Origin of the sequence: Pseudomonas sp. NPDC089396, assembly GCF_044749545.1 — a bacterium.
Classification (GTDB): Bacteria; Pseudomonadota; Gammaproteobacteria; order Pseudomonadales; family Pseudomonadaceae; genus Aquipseudomonas.
The window spans coordinates 59,435-80,628 of the sequence record NZ_JBIVIC010000020.1; the positions used below are offsets into that span (position 1 = coordinate 59,435).

Genomic DNA, 21,194 nt, shown 5'->3' on the forward strand with positions numbered 1-21,194 from the left:
ATGAATATTCCAAACCTGCTCACCGTTCTACGCGTCCTGCTCATCCCGATCTTCATCCTGCTGTTCTATGTGCCCTATCACTGGAGCTACATGGCCGCCAGCACGGTGTTCGCCATTGCCGCCGCCACCGACTGGCTGGACGGCTACCTGGCGCGTCGCCTGCAGCAGAGCACGCCATTCGGCGCCTTCCTCGACCCTGTGGCCGACAAGCTGATGGTGGCCGTGGCCCTGGTGCTGCTGGTGCAGGTGCACGCCAACTTCTGGCTGACACTGCCGGCGGCGGTGATCATCGGTCGCGAGATCGTCGTGTCGGCGCTGCGCGAGTGGATGGCCGAGCTGGGGGCGAGGGCGCACGTGGCGGTGTCCAACCTGGGCAAATGGAAAACCGCGGCGCAGATGCTGGCGCTGGTGATCCTGCTGGCCAATCCACCGATGGTGACGTTCTGGGTGGTGCTGGGTTACGGCTTGTTGCTGGTGGCCGCGGCGCTGACCCTGTGGTCGATGGTGCATTACCTGCTGGCCGCCTGGCCGCACCTGCGCGAAGGCTCGGAACAGAAATAAAACTTTTTTGAATCAAGGGGTTGACGCCGTTTTAGATATTGGTAGAATGGCGCCCATCACGACGCGGGAATAGCTCAGTTGGTAGAGCACGACCTTGCCAAGGTCGGGGTCGCGAGTTCGAGTCTCGTTTCCCGCTCCAAATTCGATCCTCAGTGCGTCGCTGGGATCACAAAGAAGAGGCCTAAGGGCCTCTTTTTTTGTGCCTGAATTTTGGCAGCAACACGGTCTAGGCCGTGCGCTGCAGCCCCAAGCACTTCACACGACGCCTTCTTTTTGGCCCATCGCCTTTCAGTGTTCGTTACGCTCGCATTAGCGCGTGCGTTGCATGCCAATCAACTGATCTCCCTGTCTCGATACTTCGTCTGTTCCATTGAATTCATCCTTCGCGGTTTATTGATCTGTATCAGTTGAAATTTACCGCAATGGCATTCTGTGCCTGATTTGTCGTAGGAAATATTACTGTTCAATGTAGGTGGCGTCTATCTTCGCTTTTGGGTATGGATTGATGGGGAAACATCATCCATGGTGTGCCCGTTGGGTGCGAAACATGACTTCATGGAACGCGCCAGAATTCGGGAGGAATTATGGCTTCGAACAGTTTTCAAAGCGAAGTGCCAAAGGCGCGCGTCAATATCAAATTGGACTTGCATACCGGCGGGGCGCAACGCAACGTTGAATTACCGCTGAAACTTATGCTGATGGGGGATTACAGTAATGGCGCAGAGCAGCGCCCCCTGTCAGAGCGGAATAAGATCAATGTAGACAAGAATAATTTCGATAATGTCCTGGCGGAATTTTCTCCGATATTGCGTGTAGCAGTGGAAAATACGCTGATCGGTGATGGCTCGGATACGTCGGTCGAGTTGAAGTTTCAGAGCATAAAAGATTTCGAGCCAGAGCAAGTTGAGCGGCAACTGCCCCAGCTTCGGGCACTCCTGGCGATGCGCAATCTCATGCGCGAATTGAAAGCGAACCTGTTGGATAACGCAACGTTTCGTTTTGAGTTGGAACGCATCCTCAAGGACGAAGCATTGAGCGATGAGCTGCGTAGTGAGCTGACGGCCCTCGTGCCGGATAACGAACGCTGAAAACCGCCTCGATCCAGTAAAAGGAAGTTAACGAATGTCCGAAGAACAATCTTCCGCGCAAACGCGCAGCGCCACGGTATCGTCTGAGCATCAGGGTGTGTATCACGCACTGTTCGACAAGATTAACCTGAAACCGCTTGTCGAGATGGGCGGGATTGAAGGGTTCCAAAGCGTAGAGGTGTTGTCGGAAGCGACTGCAGATGAGCGCGTGACTGCGTCCATCAGTGTGTTTCTGGGGCTGCTCAAAAGTGCATCGCCGAAGATCGAGCGCCTGGACAGGGCACTGCTCGACCAGCACATCGCAGCGCTCGATGCACAAATCAGCAGTCAGCTCGATGCCGTGATGCATCACCCCGATTTTCAACGGGTCGAGTCAACCTGGCGTGGGGCGAAATCGCTGATCGATCAGACTGATTTCCGTCAGAACGTGCGCATCGAATTGCTGGATGTCAGCAAAGAGCACCTGATCCAGGACTTCGACGACGCGCCGGAAATCGCCCAAAGTGGCTTGTACCTGCATACCTACACTCAGGAGTACGACACGCCCGGTGGCGAGCCCATCGCGGCAGCCGTTTCCAACTACGAATTCGATCGCAGCCCGCAAGACATTGCGCTACTGCGCAACGTTTCGAAGGTGGCGGCGGCAGCGCATATGCCATTCCTGGGTTCGGTGGGGCCTGCTTTCTTTGGCAAGGAAACCATGGAGGAAGTTGCCAGCATCAAAGATATCGGTAACTACATGGGCCGTGCCGAGTACATCAAGTGGCACAGCTTCGCGGCGAGTGATGACGCGCGCTACGTGGGACTGTTGACGCCGCGCGTACTGGGCCGGCTGCCCTACGGCCCAGATACACGTCCTGTACGGGGTTTCAACTACATAGAAAAAGTCAAAGGGCCGGATCATGGTAAATACCTGTGGGTCAATGCCGCATTTGCCTTCGCGGCCAATATGGTCAAGAGCTTTGTGGCTAACGGCTGGTGCGTCCAGATTCGTGGCCCGCAATCTGGCGGCGCAGTGACCAATCTACCTATTCATTTGTATGACCTCGGAACGGGTAGCCAAGCAAAAATCCCGTCAGAGGTGATGATTCCGGAAACACGCGAATTTGAATTCGCCAATCTGGGGCTCATACCGCTGTCTTATTACAAGAATCGGGACTACGCATGCTTCTTCTCGGCGAACTCGGCGCACAAGCCAGCGATTTATGATACTGCTGAAGCGACTGCTAATAGCCGCATCAACGCCCGTTTACCTTACGTTTTTCTGCTCTCGCGAATTGCCCATTACTTGAAGTTGATCCAGCGCGAAAATATCGGTACGACAAAAGACCGCCGCCTGCTGGAGTTGGAACTGAACAAATGGGTAGGTGGGTTGGTCACTGAGATGACCGACCCAAGCGATGACCTGCAGGCTTCACACCCATTGCGGGAGGCAAAGGTGATTGTCGAGGACATCGAAGACAACCCTGGTTTTTTCCGCGTCAAGTTGTTCGCCGTACCGCACTTTCAAGTGGAAGGTATGGATATCAACTTGTCACTTGTTTCGCAAATGCCTAAGGCAAAATCTTAACTGCGGCTGCAGGAGTCAGTGCCTTGAATATTGACCGTCCATTATGGGCTTCGGGAATGTTGTTGTCGCCGCAACAATTCCAGCAGCAAGCGCGCTTCGAGTCATGGACCAACCGCTTTTGTTCGCACTTGGGTTTCATTCACCCTTGGGGTGTGCAGGCGGTGGACTTCGACAAAGATGCCCTGCTTCTCGGCAAGCTCAAGGCAACGCGTATTTGCCTCTGCATGCCTGATGGCACTTTGATTGACACTGATCGGGTCGATCCACTGCCGGGTGCAATCGAACTGCCCCATCTGCTGGCGGAAGACGCACAGAGTGCGACGGTGGTGCTTGCCCTGCCGCTCGAGCAGGCCAATGGCAACAACTGCCTGTTCGAAGGGGGCAGGGCTGATCGCCCAAGGCGTTATCGCCAGGCGTGGCGGGAAGTACAGGACCTGTACGGCGACGAGGTGCAGTCCATCGGCGTACTTGAACATGCCCTGAGTCTTCGGCTGGAGAGTGACGACAATGCCGACTACCTGACGTGCCCGCTGGTTCGCCTGGTTCGTGGTGCTCAGGCTGGTTGGGAGGTGGATGGGGCATACATTCCGCCGCTGCTTGGCATCGACGCTCATGCTGGGTTGCTTACACAGTTGGACAACCTGCTTACGCAGCTTTCGGCCAAGCGCGAGCGGCTGATGGGCATGCGCCGTGAAAGCAACCAGCGCATGGCCGACTTTGCCGTGGCGGATGTAACGTTATTCTGGTTGCTCAACGCGTTGAACACCTACCAGCCGGTGCTGGCTGACCTCAAGGCGCATCCTGCTCGGCACCCCGAGCAGGTCTACCAGCTCCTCATCCAGTTGGCCGGGAGCTTGCTGACATTCTCGCTGGATCAGGATGTTGGCAGCGTTCCGGCCTATCTGCACGGCAACCTCGAGGTTGTCCTTCCTCCTTTGATCCGGACGATTTCAAGTTTGCTGGAGGCGAGCCTGCCGTCGCGGGTCGTGGCACTGGTGCTTGAGCAGTGCAGTGCCAACCGTTGGCAGGTCACGCTGAACGACCCGCGCTTGCTCGAACCCAACGGGGTCGATTTCTATCTCTCGGTACGTTGTCGCCTACCCGTAGCGCAAGTGCAAAGCCAATTCCCGCGCTTGTGCAAAGTAGGTGCACCACAGGACGTCGATCACCTCGTAAACGCCGCACTCGAAGGTGTGCCACTGCAGCCGCTCAGTCATGTGCCGGCAGCGATCCCGCTTCGGATGGAGAACCAGTACTTCGCGCTCGACCTCGGCCACAGCAAAGGCCAAGCCATGTTGGCGGAGGGCGTCTGCGCGCTTTACGTACCGAGCACGTTCACCGAGCTGAAGCTTGAACTCTTTGCGGTACTGCGCGCATGAACCTTACAGAGCAACACGTCGCTACGACGTCGGACATCGATGAGCTGCTGCAGGATACCTACCTGTTGGTAATCGAGTTGCGGCAGGGAGCGATGGTGCAGCGTGCACCGGAGCTCTGGGCCAACTGTGTAGAGCAAGTTGAACGTGTCCGCGAAGCGCTCGGTGAGTCGGGACTGGATGCGCGAAACATCGATTTCATCAGCCACGCGCAATGCGCCTTGCTGGACGAAACAGTCCTCGCTCGTGTAGAGGGCGAGGCTCACGGCACCTGGGCCAGGGAGACCTTGCAGGCGAAATACTTCAATAGCCATCAGGCAGGTGAGTTCCTTTACGAGGAAATGCGCGCGGTGTTGCGTGAACCGTCAGCCAATCCGCTGGTACTGACAGCGTTCCTGCGGGTGCTGATGCTGGGCTTCCTGGGGCGATATCGCGATGTCGATGACCCGCAACGGCAACAGTTGCAGGCTGCGCTCGCCGCTCAAGTCGCCCCGTTCGACCTTGCGCAAGGCCTTGTAACGGGAGCAGGGCATGCTTCTTCGCGAAATGCGTGGTCATGGCTGCATTCGCCACTGTTGAACATCGTGGCCGTGACAGCGGTGGTAGTCGGTGTCTGGTGGGGGCTCAATCGGGCGCTGGCTGATGCGCTTGAGTCGCTCCTGCCGGGGCAGCTGTGAGGGGCCTATGACACTCAAGCAAATACAAGGCCTCTGTCTATGGAGCGCCGCATTGGCCCTCGTACTCGTGGCAATTGTCCCGCTTGCCATTGGTTGGCGAGTGCTCTGCGTCATGACGATAGTGTCCTTGCTGGCCTTGACCTGGCGCCGCATGGCGCGACGTAAAGGGCAGCGGAGCGCCTTGGTTCTGGCCAACGGCAGCTCCCTGCCTCCCGCCTCATACCCGCACCCCGTCCTGCTGGTGTGTGGCGATGGGCTTGGTGGCCTGTTCGAGTCGATACCCGATGAGCATTTGGCACTGCGAGTAACCGATCTGGGTTGTTATGTGCGGGTGCCTTGCGTTGACCGATTGAACGGGTTTGCGGTGCAGATCCTGGCCAAAAGGCCGGAGTGGGATGGACAGCTCAGTGCCATGTTGGTTGTGGACGCCTGCGCTCATAGCGACTCGGCGGTACTGGCTGGCCAGGTACGCCGCTTCAGCAATCAGGTGGCAATGGTGCGCAAGCGTGGTATCGGCCTGCCTGTTGTTGTCATGTCCTATCTGCAAACCCTGTCAGAGGGCTGGTTCAGCTGGGAGGCTGGGCATCCTCGCCCTGTGGTGCGGGAGGCAGGCGACTGCGTGAGTTTGAGCGAGTGGCAGCAACAAGCGGATGGCTCGGTTCAGGCTGCGCGTCTAGCGGCGTGCGTGCAGTTGCAGAGTACCGCGCAATGGCTCGCTCAACTGATGACGCCTGATTTGTCTGGCAACGGGCGTGCTCAGACTTCGCAGCCCCCCGTTGCTGTTGCATTCGTGGCCCGACCGTCGCAGGGGCAGTGGGTAGAGCGCAACGTCTGGCAGCGCTGGCTGCATGAACGCACGGCATTGAGCGTCGTCGAGAAAGTGCCAGCGTCGACGCTAGCTGCGCAGTCACCGTTCCCGGACGTTTTGCTACACCTGTTGCCAACCAGTGCTGCGCGTCCCAACCGATTCCGCGTACAGCTGCTGGGCATGTGGCTGTTCGTGCTTGCTTGCATCGCGGCGCTGATGAGCTCTGCCTGGCAGAACACATTGCTCATGCGCCAGGTGAGTGATGACTTGCGACGTTACGCGGCGATTTCGCCGAGCCTGGATGCAGAAGACAGTGCGCTTCGAGAGCGTGCACTGGCAACACTGCGCCAGGATGCGCTGCGACTGGATGATTACTACCGCCAGGGTGAGCCGTGGTCGCTCGGCTTTGGGCTGTATCAGGGCGAGCGGATGCGAGCGCCTTTGCACGCCGCCATTTCCGGTCACCGCCGACCGGCGACGGTATCCGCCTCGGCTGATGCCCCCGAAGTCATCCGGCTGGACAGCCTTTCATTGTTCGGGAGTGGAAGCGCTCAACTGAGCGTCGAGTCGACCAAAGTGCTGGTCAAGGCATTGGTCGGCATCCAGGCCCAGCCCGGTTGGCTCATCGTCATCACCGGCCATACCGACACCACTGGCACTGAAGAACACAACGTCCGTTTGTCCAGGGCTCGCGCTGGCGCTGTGCACGAATGGATGGCGCGCATGGGCGATATCCCCGACAGCTGCTTTGCCGTTCAAGGCTTCGGTGCCAGTCAACCGATTGCCAGTAACGACACTGAGCGCGGTCGCTCAATGAATCGTCGCGTAGAAATTCGCCTGGTGCGGGAGCCGGGGGCCTGTGCCTCGTCGGCTGCGAGATCAGGCGGGCAACCCAAGCCGCATTCAGCGGCATTCAACTTCTAGGAGAAGGAGCTTCACATGGCTATACCCGTTTACCTCTGGCTGAAAGATGACGGCGGCGCGGAGCTGAAAGGTTCCGTGAACGTCTCGGAGCGTGAGGGCACCATCGAGGTGGTCGCTCAGGATCACAGCCTGTACATCCCGACCGACAACAACACCGGAAAGCTGACAGGCACGCGAATTCATGCGCCGTTCAAGTTCAGCAAGGAAATCGATGCTTCAAGCCCGTACCTGTACAAGGCAGTGACCACCGGCCAAACCCTGAAAACCGCGGAGTTCAAATGGTACCGGATCGATGATGCCGGTCAGGAAGTCGAGTACTTCAACACCACCCTGGAGAACGTGAAAGTCGTAAAAGTGGCACCCAAGATGCACGACATCAAGGATCCCGCTAAGGAAAAGCACAACCATCTGGAAGAGGTTGAGCTGCGTTACGAGAAGATCACCTGGACCTTTAAAGACGGCAACATCATTCATTCCGACGCTTGGAATGAGCGCCCTAGCGCCTGATGCCGTAGCCGGCAGACGGTCTTCCGTCTGCCGGATCCTGCTCCCGGTGTGCTGGGTCGAGCGTCCGTTCGCGGATGTTCAGCCGAACACATCGGCCAGTCTCCATCGGTTATCCGGACGCATGCCGATAACTCAAAACAAGGACGCTCTGTATGTCGCTTGATTCAACCCGCCTGCTTCGTCGCCTCAATCCCTACTGTGCCCTGGCACTGACAGCGGCCGCGTCCATGTGCCAAAGCCGTGGTCATGCCCAGATCACGATCGAACATTGGCTGCTCAAGCTGCTGGAGCAAGGGCAGGGCGACCTGACTGTCATTGCACGTCGCTATGGTTGGGACATGGATGCGCTGTGGCAGGGCTTGCTGGAATATTTCGACAAGTTGCCACGCAGCGTTCGCAGCAAGCCGCAACTGAGCATGGAGTTGCAACAACTGATCACCGATGCCTGGTTGCAGGTATCGCTGGAGGGCAACAGCGACCGCCTGCGCTCGTCTCACCTGCTGGGCGCCTTGCTCAAAGCCCCCAGTCTGCTCAAATGCCCGGCCGCCTGGCCATTGCTCGGCATGGGCACGACGCAGTTGCAGCAAATGGCAGGGCTGCTCGATCAAGAATCCGAAGAGCGTCCCGAAACCCAGCCTTCTCTCGGCGAGCGATCTGTTCTGGGTGATGCCGGTTCAGAGCACGCCAGCAGTCATGACAGCGCCTTGCTGGAGGTGCTTGAACGGTTCACACAAGACATCACCGGCAAAGCTGCGACAGGGCAGGTCGACCCAGTCTTCGGTCGGGATGACGAGATTCGCCAAGTCATCGACATCCTCGGTCGGCGGCGCAAGAACAATCCGATACTGGTGGGAGAGCCCGGGGTCGGCAAGACCGCACTGGTCGAAGGCTTGGCGTTGCGCATCAGCAAAGGCGAAGTGCCTGACAGTCTCAAGCCCGTGCAGGTACGCACCCTGGATCTAGGGCTGCTGCAAGCGGGGGCGGGGGTAAAGGGAGAATTCGAGCAGCGGCTCAAAAGTGTCATTGATGCGGTACAGCAATCGGCGACGCCGATCCTGCTGTTCATCGATGAGGCCCACACCCTGATCGGTGCAGGCAATCAGGCAGGCGCTGCGGACGCCGCCAACCTGCTCAAGCCTGCCCTGGCCAGGGGCGAGTTGCGCACCATCGCAGCGACGACCTGGAGTGAGTACAAACAGTACTTCGAGCGCGATGCTGCCTTGGAGCGGCGTTTCCAGATGGTCAAGGTCGACGAGCCTGACGATGGCAACGCGTGCCTGATGCTGCGGGGCCTGAAGGAGCGCTATGCCAGACACCATGGCGTGCATATCGAAGATACCGCGGTTCAGGCGGCGGTCAGCTTGTCGCGGCGCTACCTGACTGGCCGCCGTCTGCCCGACAAAGCGGTAGACCTGCTCGACACAGCCTGCGCCCGTGTTCGCATGAGCCTGGACTGCAGGCCGCAGGCGTTGGTCCGGCTGCAGTCCAGGCAGACCGCATTGACATTGCAGCGTCAGGCTCTGGAGGAGGATGCGCAGCTCAGTGGCTGCGGCGACGACACGCTGTTGGCCAGTCTCGGCGAGCAGCTGACTGAGTTGGAGCGCCAGAAAGCGGCGTTGGAGCAGCAGTTTCGCCAGGAGTTGGCGCTGACCCATCAATTGTTGGAAGCGCGTCAGCTTGCGCCGAAAGACCCTGCCTGCCTCGCTGAGCTACAGCAGCAGTTGGCCCGCGCCCGAGGGCCGCAACCCTTGCTCTCGCTAGACGTCAACGCGCGCAGCGTGGCCGAAGTGATCGCCGACTGGACCGGTGTGCCTTTGGGCAGCTTGCTCAAGGATGAGCAGGCCAGTCTTCTAGCCTTGGAGCAGCAATTGACCGAGCGCGTCATCGGTCAGCAGGAAGCGTTGAGCGCACTGGCGCAACGCCTGCGCGCCGCCCGCACGGGACTGACAGATGACAAGGCGCCGCTGGGCGTGTTCCTCCTGGTTGGCAGCAGCGGCGTAGGCAAGACCGAAACTGCACTCGCATTGGCCGACTGCCTATTCGGCGGCGAAAAGTCGCTGATCACCCTCAACCTTTCGGAATACCAGGAGGCTCATACCGTCAGCCAGCTCAAGGGCTCGCCGCCAGGTTACGTGGGTTACGGGCAGGGCGGCGTACTCACCGAGGCGGTGCGCCAGCGTCCTTACAGCGTGGTGCTGCTGGATGAAGTGGAAAAAGCCCACCGCGATGTGCTCAACCTGTTCTATCAGGTTTTCGACCGCGGCTTCATGCGCGATGGCGAGGGGCGAGAAATTGATTTTCGCAACACCGTTATCCTCATGACATCCAACCTTGGAAGCGACCTGCTGCAAGGTTTCCTTCAAGCGCAACCCGAAGCGCCAGACAGTGAATTGCAGGGCCTGCTGCGACCGATTCTGCGCCAACACTTCCAGCCCGCCCTGCTGGCACGTTTTCAAACCCTGATTTACCGGCCACTGCGGGCAGATGCGTTGAAGCGCATCGTTGCCATCAAGCTGACCCAGGTTGCCAAGCGGTTACTTCGTCACTATGGCCTGCATTGCCACATCGACGAGGCCCTCAACGATGCGCTGGTCGCTGCCTGCCTGTTGCCCGACAGCGGCGCCCGCAACATCGACAGTCTGCTGAACCAGCAGATCCTTCCGGTACTCAGCCAGCAGTTGCTGCAGCGCCAGGCCAGCGGACAGCCCACACGGAGCGTGGCACTGGGGCATAGCGATGAGCTGGGCGTCCTCCTGGACTTTGCCGATAGGGCTGATAAGGCGCAGCTCGCGCCTGTGGAGGCCTGATCATGTCTGAAGGGATTCTGGGCGTGTTCAACCACAGCCAACACAAGCTGGAGGTGGAGGGTTTGGATGCAACCCTCGATGTCCTGACATTCGAAGGCCAAGAGAGGTTGAGCGAACCCTTTGTCTACAGCGTGGAGTTCACGTCTGCGGAGCAAGATATCCCTGCCGAACGCATGCTCGGCCGGCGCGCGAGTTTCAGCCTCCACGAACGAACGCAGACACTGCATCTGTCTGGCTTCAACCTACCCCCGGTCAAACCCTTGCGTACGCTGTATGGGACGATCACCGGCTTCAGGCGACTGTCAGGCTCCAGGGATGAAGCCCGCTATCAGCTCACCCTGCAACCGCGTTTGGCCCTGCTCGAACGCGGCCAGCAGTACCGCCTCTACCAGCACCAGTCGGTGCCGGAGATCGTCGAGCACATCCTGCGTAGCCGCCATGAGTTCGAAGGCCAGCACTTTTTCTTCGACCTGGTGCGCGAGTACCCCCGGCGCGAGCAGGTCATGCAGTACGGCGAAAGCGACCTGGCGTTCATCAGCCGTCTGCTTGCCGAGGTCGGCATCTGGTACCGCTTCACCAGCGATGACCGGCTGCGCCTGGACGTGGTCGAGTTTCATGATGACCAGCGGCGCTACCAGTTCGGCATCGAGCTGCCTTGCCGGCCGCAGTCGGGCCTGAGCAGCACTGACAAGGATGCGGTATGGGGGTTGCAGACCCGGCACCAGGTGGTGGAAAAGCACATCAATATCCGTGCTTATCAGCACCGTGATGCGGCGGCCTACCTAGATGCCGAGGTCGACCAGAGCCGAGGCGCCACCACCACCTACGGTGAAAGCTACCGCTACGCCGAACCCTATGCGGCACTCGGTGATGCGATCGATCAGCACGAAGACCTGCTCAGTGAAAGCGGCTACTTCTACGCCCGCTTGCGGCACGAGCTGTACCTCAATGACCAGACCCGGCTCAGTGGTGCCAGCAGTAGCCCCTCGTTGGCGCCGGGGCAGGTACTGAAAATTTCCGGGGGTGCACCGCAGGCCTTCGAGCCCGGCGCGGTGATTACCGGCCTGGTCATCGAAGCCGCACGTGATCGCAGCCTGGAAGTCACCTTCGAAGCCATCCCGTATTCGGAGACGGTGTGCTTTCGTCCCAAGCTTGCCCCTAAGCCGAACATCGCCGGCACCGTGCCGGCCAGGGTCACCAGTTCGCGGAAAAATGACCCTTACGGCCATATCGATCTGCAAGGCCGTTACCGGGTCAACTTCCTCTTCGACCGTGACCAGTGGAATACCGGCGAAGAGAGCGCCTGGCTACGCCTGGCCCGGCCCTATGCCGGTGACACCCACGGCCTGCACCTGCCGCTGATCTGCGGCACCGAAGTGGCGGTGGCGTTTGAGCAGGGCGACCCCGACCGGCCCTATATCGCCCATGCGCTGCACGACAGTCAGCACCCGGACCACGTCAACCTGCGCAATTACAAACGCAACGTGCTGCGCACCCCGGCCAACAACAAGCTGCGCATGGACGATACCCGTGGGCAGGAGCACATCAAGCTCAGTACCGAGCATGGCGGCAAGAGTCAGCTCAACCTCGGGCATGTAGTCGATGCGCAAAAGAAGAAGCGTGGAGAAGGCTTTGAACTGAGAACCGATGCCTGGGGCGTGATGCGCGGTGGCAAGGGGGTGTTCATCAGCGCGGATGGTCAAGCGAAAGCGCAGGGGCAGATGCTCGATATGAGCGAAGCATCCGCTGAGCTTGGTAACGCGATCCAGCTCGTCGCAGCGCTTGCGCGGAGCGCCTCGGCCTCGGGTGCGTTGGCTGCAGATACGGAAGCCCAGCAGGCATTGAAGAAAGCGCTGGTCAATTTGGCTGATGCAGGCTTGATCGCCTCGGCACCCGCGGGTATGGCGCTGACGACCCCGAGCAATTTGCAGTTATCGGCCGGCTCCAACCTCATCGGCACGGCAGGTGATAGCGCCGACTTCACTGTTCATCGGCGCTTCAGCCTGGCGGCGGGCGACGCCATCAGCCTTTTTGCACACCAGTTGGGGCTCAAGTTCTTCGCTGCCCATGGGCCTGTGGATATTGAGGCGCAAAGCGATGCAATGACATTGCAGGCGGACAAGGCACTGACAATCAACAGCGTCAATGGCGAGTTGGTCCTCAACGCGAAGGAGGGCATCACGCTGGTCAGCCGCGGTGCCTACATAAAACTCAAGGACGGCTCCATCGAGATCGGCGCGCCGGGTGACCTGCGCATACGTAACGATCACGTTGAGTGGGGTGGCTCGGCATCCATGGACAAGGCACTCAGCGCAATGATCCATCAGGACCCTATGTACCAGCATCCAACTCAAGGCCGGTTCCAGATCAGGGACAAGCAAAGTGAAGAACTCAAGCCCCATGTGCATTACCGAATCGAAGCCGCTGACGGCTCCGTAGTGCGTGGTGTGACCGATGGAAACGGTTATACCCAGCACCACTACGGTCTGGATCTGCAAAACATCAAGTTGTTCTTTGAATGAACATGGAGTCCAGGAACATGGATCAGACTAGTACGCCTGTGGCACAAACTCAGACCAGCAAGAAGGGCTCTGTGGCGATTGCCTACCACCAGTCCATGCAGTGCTATTTCCGGCCTGAAACGGAAGAGTTGGTGTTCATCGCTGACAGCGAAGCGGGCGCGTTCGAAACCCACTGGCGCGGCATGCTGGCCAACATGGACGCCTTTCACCAGGCTGGGACGGTCTATTCCAGTGCACTGCAAGCCTACGGCCTTGCAGCCCAAACGGGGCTCTCAGCCCTGCAGCAGGAACGCCACGACAAAGCGGTGAGAACCGCTGAGCAGGCGTTGGACGAAAGCCGCAAGGCCATTCAGGAAAAACTGGGCGAGTTTTCCATGGAGGGCATGAGCTATGACGATGTGGTCGGACTTATCCCCATTGGCGGCCAGAACGCCAAGGGTAAAAAAGGCGGCAAGTCGACGCGCTATGCGTATGTCAAGAAAGGCTACTTCAGTAAAACCCAGCAAGGGCTGAAACTGCACTCGGTGTCCCTCAAAAGCAGTGACGGCAAGGGTGGTGCGCAAAGCTTCATGAGCAAGGACAAACATGGCAGGGCCTTGATCGATACAGGAAAGCTCGGCAAGCAACTGCGCGCGCTTGAATGGCCGAAGCTGAAACTTGAGCTTAAAGATGTACTGAAATGGGCCAACCCGGATTTCGACCTTGAAAGTTTGGGCGTCGATGAGGTGCTCTTCGATTGGGCGGAAAGCTGGAATCACAGTTTGCACGGCGAAAAAAAGGAGCTTATTGCCAATGTGGATCTCTCTGGCGGGGCGCAATTCATGCGCTACGTCTCAAACATGGGCGCCAGCGCCGAATTCGATCCCCAAAGGAGACAGGCGGCGATCAACGGTGAACGCAAATGGAGCCTGACTTTGGCCTCAGGCACGGTCGCTCTGACGGCGTATGTGCCCGACCGTTTCGGCTGGAACCTGAAGTACACCGACAGCAAACAGCAGCTGTTCGACATGGGCCATTTCCGCCTGGTTGTCTCCCCGAGTTTGACGGGGTTCATCGGCGGGTCGGTAGTGCTCGAAGGGCAGTTGCAGGTGATGGTCCAAGGCGACAAACAAGTGCTGGCTGGTCAGTCAGGGGGGCGACTGCCGCGCTTCAAGGAGCGGCGCACGCGTGGGGCTGTGTTTTACCAGCAGATGGCCAGGGAAGATGAAGGGCTGAACCTGTCTGCTGAAGGCTTTGCGGGTGTTCGGGCGGAGGCCGGACTCAAGGGGAGTTTGCAATGGTTGAAACCGGCGGAGCCCTTTGACCCTGAAAGCAGTGTTCCCGGATTACTGAAGTCCACTGGCGAGTTTACTGACTTTTGCAGCATTGCCGGCAGCATCTCTGGATTGGCGGGGCTAGGTGCTGGCAGGAAATTTCACTGCACGTTTATTAATGGCCGGTTTTACTTTCATGTGGCTGCGAGTGTGTGTTGGGGCGCGGGGGCCAAAGGGGCCGTTGTTTGTGAGGTGGGTGTCAATACGATTGTTGAGTTTGGGGTGTGGTTGATCTATCAGTTATATCGTTTGGATTATAGTTTTTTCGATGTGGTGAAGAAGGACGCTTTCGCTGCCTATAGCCAGTATTGTGTAATGCAAATGGCAGATGCAGCGCTAACAGTATATGAAGCCTACAGCCGTCTTTCAGGCGCAACGACTGAGGTTTCAAGAAAATTTCGGCTTGCTGTTGACGAGTTCATTGATGAGAGTCGAGATGGAATTGTGTCTTCGCGAAACAGGAACGCTTTAGCATCTACCACGATTTCTCGACGACAAAATTTGCTCCGATATACGCCCGAGGCGAAGGGCATACTTCTATATCTGCTTACGCGGCATGGAAAATGGGATCGTGTGGATCCAGAAAATCGAAGTAGCGCTTTTCTTGATGTATTTGCGACTCGCAAGGAGGCCGTAATCTGGGTGCTGAGGAGTATTCAGACCCGTGCCGAGTGGCGAAAAGTGTTGTGCCGATTGACGGTGGATGGCAGCAACTTGGCTAAAAATGCCGATGAGGCCACTGTTGAAAAAGAGCAGGAGCAGCATCTCATCAATTTTTTACAATTAGGTTTTAATCGCGATGACGAACTTCATAAGGCTAAGTATGAAATAGTCTCCATTCGACAGAGATTAAAAGTGGAAATTGCCTGGGGGTATGCGCTTGCTATGAATGACACGTGGCATTACAAGCTCAATAGCATGGATAACCCTCATTACCCACAGCGCTGTATGTTTTCGCCCTGTGATGAAAATTCAGATCAGTTGGCATAACCTGGAGTGAATATGGGTGTTTCGAGGTTGGTGATTGGTTTGTTTGCTGTTTGTGTGTTGGCAGGATGTGACCTGTTAATTGGCCAGGAGAGAGGTAGTGGTAGGGGCGTTACAGATGAGGAGCTGGATGCTTTTATTAGAGGGGTTAAAGACAATATGATCTTTATTGAGGGTGGGGAGTATCTGATGGGCGACTACGGTTCGCAGTATGGCCCAGAAAGGCTACCTTATGACCTTGATAAAGACAGTAAGCCGCTGCATCGAGTTCGGCTCAGTAGCTATTCGATGTCGAAGTTCAAAATTACAAATCGAGAATATTCATTTTATTCTAGGCTTAATGAATCTTCGGTGTTGAAATATACCGCTGAAGATGATGAGTATGAGTTCGTCAGCGTGCCGCCGAGTAATCCTGCACCCATTGACTGGTATGAGGCTGAGAAATTCTGCAATTGGTTGGCGAATGTCAGCCAATTGCCATTTGCATTGCCTACTGAGGCTCAGTGGGAGTATGCCGCTCGCAGTCGAGGCCGTTTTTTCATGGTCGCCACGGACGACGGTACCTACAAGGTGACCGATGATGAGGTGACTGCCGAGTGGCGGGATGGGCCTAAGGGAATCAATATTTCTACGCTTTGGGATAGAGAAGCCTTTGCTGAAGAGATGGGATGGAAAACTGGTATGCACACCCCGCTGCCGGTCGATAGATTCCCCCCTAATCCGCTGGGCTTGTATGGAATGTCTGATAATGGCCTGGAGTGGGTAAAAGATTGGTATGACCCCGACTACTACAAAAATTCTCCGATTGAGGACCCGCAAGGCCCCAGCAAACCTGTCTACAAAGGCCCCGACTCTAACGATAACTATGCCAAGGTGCTACGAGGAATAAGTTATGCGGATCCGCTTTGGGGGGGTGGGATAAATGTACAGCGTAGCTACAGAAGTCCAGATGGGTATATCAGCGGGTTTAGACCGGGAACAGAACTGTTAGCTGTTGTTGGTAAGACTGCGCGATGCGTAGTGAATAGCGCGAAACCGTTACACTAGCTTGATAAGTATTTGCCTTTGTGGTTTTGAGGCAGTCGCTCTATGGGCGTGGGACATTGCCTGGGTAGATGCGCGTGTCATGAATGACACGAGGTATTACAAATTCAATGGCACGGCCAATCCTTATTATCCATGGCGTTGTATATTTTTGCCCTATGATGAATGTTCAGATCGGTTGGCATAATCTGGAGTGCATATGGGGGTTTCGAGGTTGGCGCTTGGTTTTTTTGCTGTATGTGTGTTGGCCGGATGCGACTCTTTAACTGGGCAAGAAGTAGGTGGCAGTAGGAGCGTTACTGGTGAGGAACTGGATACCTTTATTAGGGGGGTTAAAGACAATATGATCTTTATTGAGGGTGGGGAGTATCTAATGGGCGACTACGGTTCGCAGTATGGCCCAGAAAGGCTACCTTATGACCTTGATAAAGACAGTAAGTCGCTGCATCAAGTTCGGCTCAGTGGCTATTCGATGTCGAAGTTTAAAATTACAAATCGTGAGTATGCGATCTATTCAGCGCTCAATGAATCTTCATTTCAGAAATATATTTCTGAAGATGATGAGTATAAATTCGTTAGCGTGCCGCCAAATAATCCAGCACCTATTGACTGGTATGAGGCGGAAAAGTACTGCAATTGGTTAGCAGATGTCAGTCAATTGCCCTTTGCGTTGCCTACTGAGGCTCAGTGGGAGTACGCCGCACGCAGTCGAGGTCGTTTCCTTATGGTCGCTACGGACGACGGTACCTATAAAGTGACGGACGATAAGATAACTGAATGGTGGCATGATGGTCCCAAGGGAATCAATATCTCAACCTCCTGGGATAGAGAAGCTTTTGCTGAAAAAATGGGTTGGAGTACGGGTACTTTCACCCCGCTGCCGGTTGATAAATTCCCACCTAATCCGCTGGGCTTGTATGGCATGTCTGATAATGGTCTGGAGTGGGTCAAGGATTGGTATGATCCCGATTACTATAAATACTCTCCGGTTCAGGATCCTCAAGGTCCTAGTGAGCCTGTGTATAAAGGTCGTGAATCTAACAATAATTATGCCAAGGTGTTGCGGGGTATCAGTTATGCAGATCCGCTTTGGGGGGAGGTGTAAATGTACAGCGTAGTTACAGAAGCCCTGATGGATATATTAGTAGTACGATCTCAAGCGACGGTTTGCTAGCTGTCGTTGGTAAGACTGCACGTTGCGTGGTGAACAGCGCCACTCCTTTGAACTGAGGCAGTTTCATGCCTGTTATTTTTGGCTGATCATTGAATTTGTAAGCGACGCTGGTCGTTAAGCACCTTTCTTCGTTCGAGGTTCACCAGGCCCTAAGCTACGTGATCGATGATGTGTGCCCGTTTCTTGATAATTATAGATTGCCATTTAAACTTTTGGCGCCTGCTTGCTCTGGCGCGTTGGGGGCGTATGAAAGCTTTGTCAGTAGTAAAATGGGTGTTTCTCATGGTGGGAGCCGTGCTGGTAGCAATTGGTGCGATTTCCTATAAAAAGTCCAGTGATTTTTTGGCTGAGGCAATTTCCACAGAAGGTACGATAATAGCGTATGCGCAATTGCCCAGTACGGGTGCGATCAAGCCTGTTGTGCAGTTTCTCGACAGGGAGGCTGCAGTTGTGGAGTTTACTTCTCCCGATAGTGTCAATCACAAATATAATCCGATAGGGAAGAGAATTGAGGTGGTCTATTCCCCCGCTGCCCCTCAGGGTGCCAGGATAAAATCGTTTCTTTCCCGATGGGGTATTGCACTTCCGATGTTGTTGATAGGCAGCCCGTTTTTATTGATAGGCATTGGAATGGTGCTGGTCGGTCCTCTCAAAAACCGCAAAGTAAACCGTCTGAGGCAACAGGGTCAGGTGGTACAGGCCAATTACCAGTCCGTTGACGTGAATCACTCGTTTTCAATCAACGGTCGACACCCCTACCTGATTGTCTCTCAATGGCTGAACCCGACAACCCGAGTGTTGCATCGGTTGGAAAGTGACAATATCTGGTTCGATCCAACGCCTTATATCAGTAGCGACAAGATCAAAGTATTTATCGATCGGCAAAACCCCAAAAAATATCACGTCGATCTGTCCTTCTTGCCTGAATCAGCGGATTGATGATTGCCGCGCAATTTTTATGGGGAGCTCTGTATGAAGGGTGTCATTCGTATCGGCGACAAGCGCTGTTGCGGCAATCAAGGTTTCATTCACAAAAGCCGCCCGATGGCTTTGCACGGCCATCGTTGTGATTGCGGTTGCACCTTGATCACTTCGTTGCCACAGGCAGGGAGGCGTTGACGTGCCGGTTGACCTCGACACCTTACCTGAGCGGATTGTGCCGCCGTCGGCTCCCGATATAAGGCGCTGGCTACTGGTGATTTTATTGTGTTGCCTGCTGGGCGGCAGCCTTGGGGTGCTGCTCTGGCCAAGTGATAGCTGGCGGATGTCGCTGTGGTTCTGGTGCTGTGTGCTTGTACTGCCGTCGGTGGCCGGACTTTTGATGTTCGCTCTACGCGCAAGGGCTTATGAGCAGGAGCGGGATTACGCGCAGAGCTGGAACCAGCAACACACCGAACATGAGCGCTTGCTGATAGCTCACGGTCAGCGCGCCATCGCCTTGCTGGCCACCTCTTACCGCACCCCGGCAGGCAACAATCAACTGGCTCGGGCGCTACGCAATTCAAGTACACCCTTGCAGCCTGTCTACCTGTCAGATGTGGATTCGACCTTGCGTGCCAGTCAACTGACGCCCGCAGGCGATAGCACTGTGCTGCATTCATACCAGCGGCGCTTGCAGCTGTTCCTGCAGCAACTGATGTGCGGCCTCGATGACGAATTGCAGCGCTATGGGCGATCAACATCGTTGAACCTTCGGATCAAGCACAACCAGGTGCTCAGCGATGCTGAAATCCTGTCGTTATGGCGCTCCTGTGCAGCCGAAGACTTGGCAATTGACCACGTGCGATTCGCAACACAGGACGACGGTGTGCTCTGGCTGGATGAATGGCTGGATCAGCCCGAAGTCTGTTCGCTCTTGCTGTCGCTTGAGATCAATCTGTTCCAGGAGCCCGTTACGGAACAGGCTGAATCGGTCTCTGCCTTGTTGCTCGCACAACCGCAGTTTTGCGAAATGCAGAAGCTTACGCCAGAAGCATGGATCCATCGCCCTGTGCCAATGATCAACGAGGCGAAGTCACTGCAGGACGTATTGCGTTGGGGGCGCATAGGAGACAACGAGCCTTATTTTGTCTGGCAGGCGCAGATACCTGGCGATGTCCTGTGCGCTGTGAGTATCGCAATGGACAGTGCAGGTCATTCGCTCGACATCGATAAGTGTCTGCGGCTGGACGACGGCTTTGGCCGGCCAGCCAGTGCTTTGGGCAACATCACAATCATTGTCGCCAGTGAGCAAGCGGCGGCGGATGTTCAGCCACAGTTGGTCATGTTGCAGGACGCTTCACCGCAATGGTGCGTCATACGACCAGCTGTACAGACTGGAAGTGAAATCAAGTCATGAAAAAGCAAATTAGCATCTGGATTGTGCTCCTTTGCATCGTTGTCATCGGCGGGATATTGATTTGGGTCGACAACCCAATCGTTTCTGTAACCGATGAGAACAATCAGCTGAAGCTATTTGCTGGTGTGCTCGGGTTGTGTTTGCTTGTGTTACTCCTCGATGGCCTTGGCGCGCTGGGTATCAGGAAGTTGGCATCACTGGAGTTTTCCTCGCGCGTACCCCGTTCTCTTTTACGGTTGTTTCCCAGCCCTGCTCGTAGCGAGACTACGGCCAACACCGTCAGGCAATCGCTGCGCGACCATTACGGCTTCTTCTGGCGCAGCAAAGTGCGTTTGCTGCTCGTCGTCGGCGAGTCGGAGCAGATTGAAGCCATTGCTCCAGGTTTGGCTGAGCAGCAGTGGCTCGAAGCGCCAAATGCGGTGCTGTTGTACGGCGGCGGCATGGAGGTAGAACCGAATATAGAGCTACTTGCCAAATGGCGTGGGCTTGACGGTGTCGTCTGGGTATTAAGCAAGGAACAGAGCCGCGATGTCACGGCGATGAGCAGCGGCGCTCGCCGCTTGCAAAATCTCGCCAAGGACATGCGTTGGCAATTGCCGCTACATCTATGGCAGGTCTGCGAAACTGCCTGGCCGCAATCCGCACGCGAGGTACAACCGGTGGGCTGCAGTCTGCCGGCGCGGTTTACGGCGACGCAACTGGATGCGCTGCTGCAGCGATTGCAGCAACCGTTGCGCGAACAGGGTTTGGCGCAGCTTCAGAACGACCTCGGCCATGATTTCCTGCTGCGCTTATCGCGCGATTTTGGGACCGAGGGCGGTGCGCGTTGGCGAGCCGCAATGTCTGCGGTACAGGGGGGACGTGGCGTTTCGTTGCGTGGGTTGTGGTTCAGCTTGCCGCTGGCGCCAAGGGACACGTCCAGCGTAGCCCACCACTGGCTGCCCGCTCCGGCCTGGCTTGGCGTGTTGGGCCACAGCTCGGCCAATCCGCAGCGCCTGGGCTGGAGTTCTAGCCGAATAGGTTACGTTGCCGCCCTGAGCTTCGCCGTAGTGTGGGGCGTCGGCCTGCTGCTTTCCTTTGTCAGCAATCGCGCCGAAGTCGGCCGGGTAGAGGCGGCATTGGCGACGCTGCAGCAACCGGTTGAAGGCCACGATTCACGGGTCGCCTTGACCGAAGTGGTCCGCGAGTTGTCGCGCCTTGACTACCGCACCGAACACGGCGGCCCCTGGTACCAGCGCTTCGGCCTGAATCGCAGCGAGGCGCTACGCGATGCCCTCTGGCCGCACTATGTGGGCGCCAACAACCGACTTGTGCGCGATCCGGCAGCGTCCGCGCTGCAAGCCCAACTCAATGCCCTGGTCAAACTGCCCCCGAACAGTCCTGAGCGCAGCAAGCGGACCCGAGAAGCCTACAACCAGCTCAAGGCCTACCTCATGCTGGCCCGCCCCGAGAAGGCCGATGCGACGTTCCTGGTCCAAACGCTGGGCAATACCGAGCC

Annotated in this window: 15 protein-coding genes and 1 tRNA gene; all 16 read left to right on the top strand. The window is 56.8% G+C overall.

What is annotated here, in order from left to right; all coding sequences use genetic code 11:
* Positions 1-561 (top strand): CDP-diacylglycerol--glycerol-3-phosphate 3-phosphatidyltransferase, encoded by a 561-nt coding sequence (gene pgsA / locus ACIPZB_RS25915; protein WP_400643295.1) that lies wholly within the window; start codon positions 1-3, stop codon positions 559-561.
* A gap of 63 nt (positions 562-624) precedes the next feature.
* Positions 625-700, top strand: a tRNA-Gly gene (locus tag ACIPZB_RS25920).
* A gap of 445 nt (positions 701-1,145) precedes the next feature.
* Positions 1,146-1,649 carry a type VI secretion system contractile sheath small subunit gene (gene tssB / locus ACIPZB_RS25925; protein WP_400643296.1) on the top strand — a complete coding sequence of 168 codons (504 nt, stop codon included), beginning with the start codon at positions 1,146-1,148 and terminating at the stop codon, positions 1,647-1,649.
* Positions 1,650-1,683: 34 nt separating this feature from the next.
* Entirely contained in the window at positions 1,684-3,219 is a 1,536-nt protein-coding gene (tssC, locus tag ACIPZB_RS25930; protein WP_400643297.1) for a type VI secretion system contractile sheath large subunit, read from the top strand.
* Positions 3,220-3,242: 23 nt separating this feature from the next.
* Complete coding sequence (gene tssK, locus ACIPZB_RS25935) at positions 3,243-4,598, top strand: type VI secretion system baseplate subunit TssK (RefSeq protein WP_400643298.1); 1,356 nt, start codon at positions 3,243-3,245, stop codon at positions 4,596-4,598.
* Positions 4,595-5,272, top strand: a complete 678-nt coding sequence (tssL, locus tag ACIPZB_RS25940; RefSeq protein WP_400643299.1) for a type VI secretion system protein TssL, short form — start codon at positions 4,595-4,597, stop codon at positions 5,270-5,272. Before tssK ends, tssL begins: the two co-directional genes overlap by 4 nt.
* Positions 5,273-5,324: 52 nt before the next feature.
* Positions 5,325-7,004 carry an OmpA family protein gene (locus ACIPZB_RS25945; protein WP_400643300.1) on the top strand — a complete coding sequence of 560 codons (1,680 nt, stop codon included), beginning with the start codon at positions 5,325-5,327 and terminating at the stop codon, positions 7,002-7,004.
* Between the two features lie 15 nt (positions 7,005-7,019).
* Positions 7,020-7,511: an Hcp family type VI secretion system effector gene (locus ACIPZB_RS25950; protein ID WP_400643301.1), complete on the top strand. Its 492-nt coding sequence runs from the start codon at positions 7,020-7,022 to the stop codon at positions 7,509-7,511.
* Between the two features lie 152 nt (positions 7,512-7,663).
* The gene (gene tssH / locus ACIPZB_RS25955; protein ID WP_400643302.1) at positions 7,664-10,318 is read left to right on the top strand and encodes a type VI secretion system ATPase TssH; all 2,655 of its coding nucleotides are present in this window, start codon (positions 7,664-7,666) and stop codon (positions 10,316-10,318) included.
* A gap of 2 nt (positions 10,319-10,320) precedes the next feature.
* Positions 10,321-12,840: a type VI secretion system Vgr family protein gene (locus tag ACIPZB_RS25960; protein WP_400643303.1), complete on the top strand. Its 2,520-nt coding sequence runs from the start codon at positions 10,321-10,323 to the stop codon at positions 12,838-12,840.
* Between the two features lie 17 nt (positions 12,841-12,857).
* Positions 12,858-15,143, top strand: coding sequence for a hypothetical protein (locus tag ACIPZB_RS25965; protein WP_400643304.1), 2,286 nt, complete (start codon positions 12,858-12,860; stop codon positions 15,141-15,143).
* 12 nt (positions 15,144-15,155) lie between these two features.
* Complete coding sequence (locus tag ACIPZB_RS25970; protein WP_400643305.1) at positions 15,156-16,187, top strand: formylglycine-generating enzyme family protein; 1,032 nt, start codon at positions 15,156-15,158, stop codon at positions 16,185-16,187.
* 196 nt (positions 16,188-16,383) lie between these two features.
* Positions 16,384-17,289, top strand: coding sequence for a formylglycine-generating enzyme family protein (locus ACIPZB_RS25975; protein ID WP_400643306.1), 906 nt, complete (start codon positions 16,384-16,386; stop codon positions 17,287-17,289).
* Positions 17,290-17,526: 237 nt separating this feature from the next.
* Positions 17,527-18,297 (top strand): DUF3592 domain-containing protein, encoded by a 771-nt coding sequence (locus tag ACIPZB_RS25980; RefSeq protein WP_400643307.1) that lies wholly within the window; start codon positions 17,527-17,529, stop codon positions 18,295-18,297.
* Positions 18,298-18,478: 181 nt separating this feature from the next.
* The gene (locus tag ACIPZB_RS25985; protein WP_400643308.1) at positions 18,479-19,696 is read left to right on the top strand and encodes a hypothetical protein; all 1,218 of its coding nucleotides are present in this window, start codon (positions 18,479-18,481) and stop codon (positions 19,694-19,696) included.
* Positions 19,693-21,194, top strand: a 1,502-nt coding sequence (locus ACIPZB_RS25990; RefSeq protein ID WP_400643309.1) for an ImcF-related family protein, incomplete at its 3' end; no start/stop codon positions are given. The genes ACIPZB_RS25985 and ACIPZB_RS25990, both read left to right, overlap by 4 nt.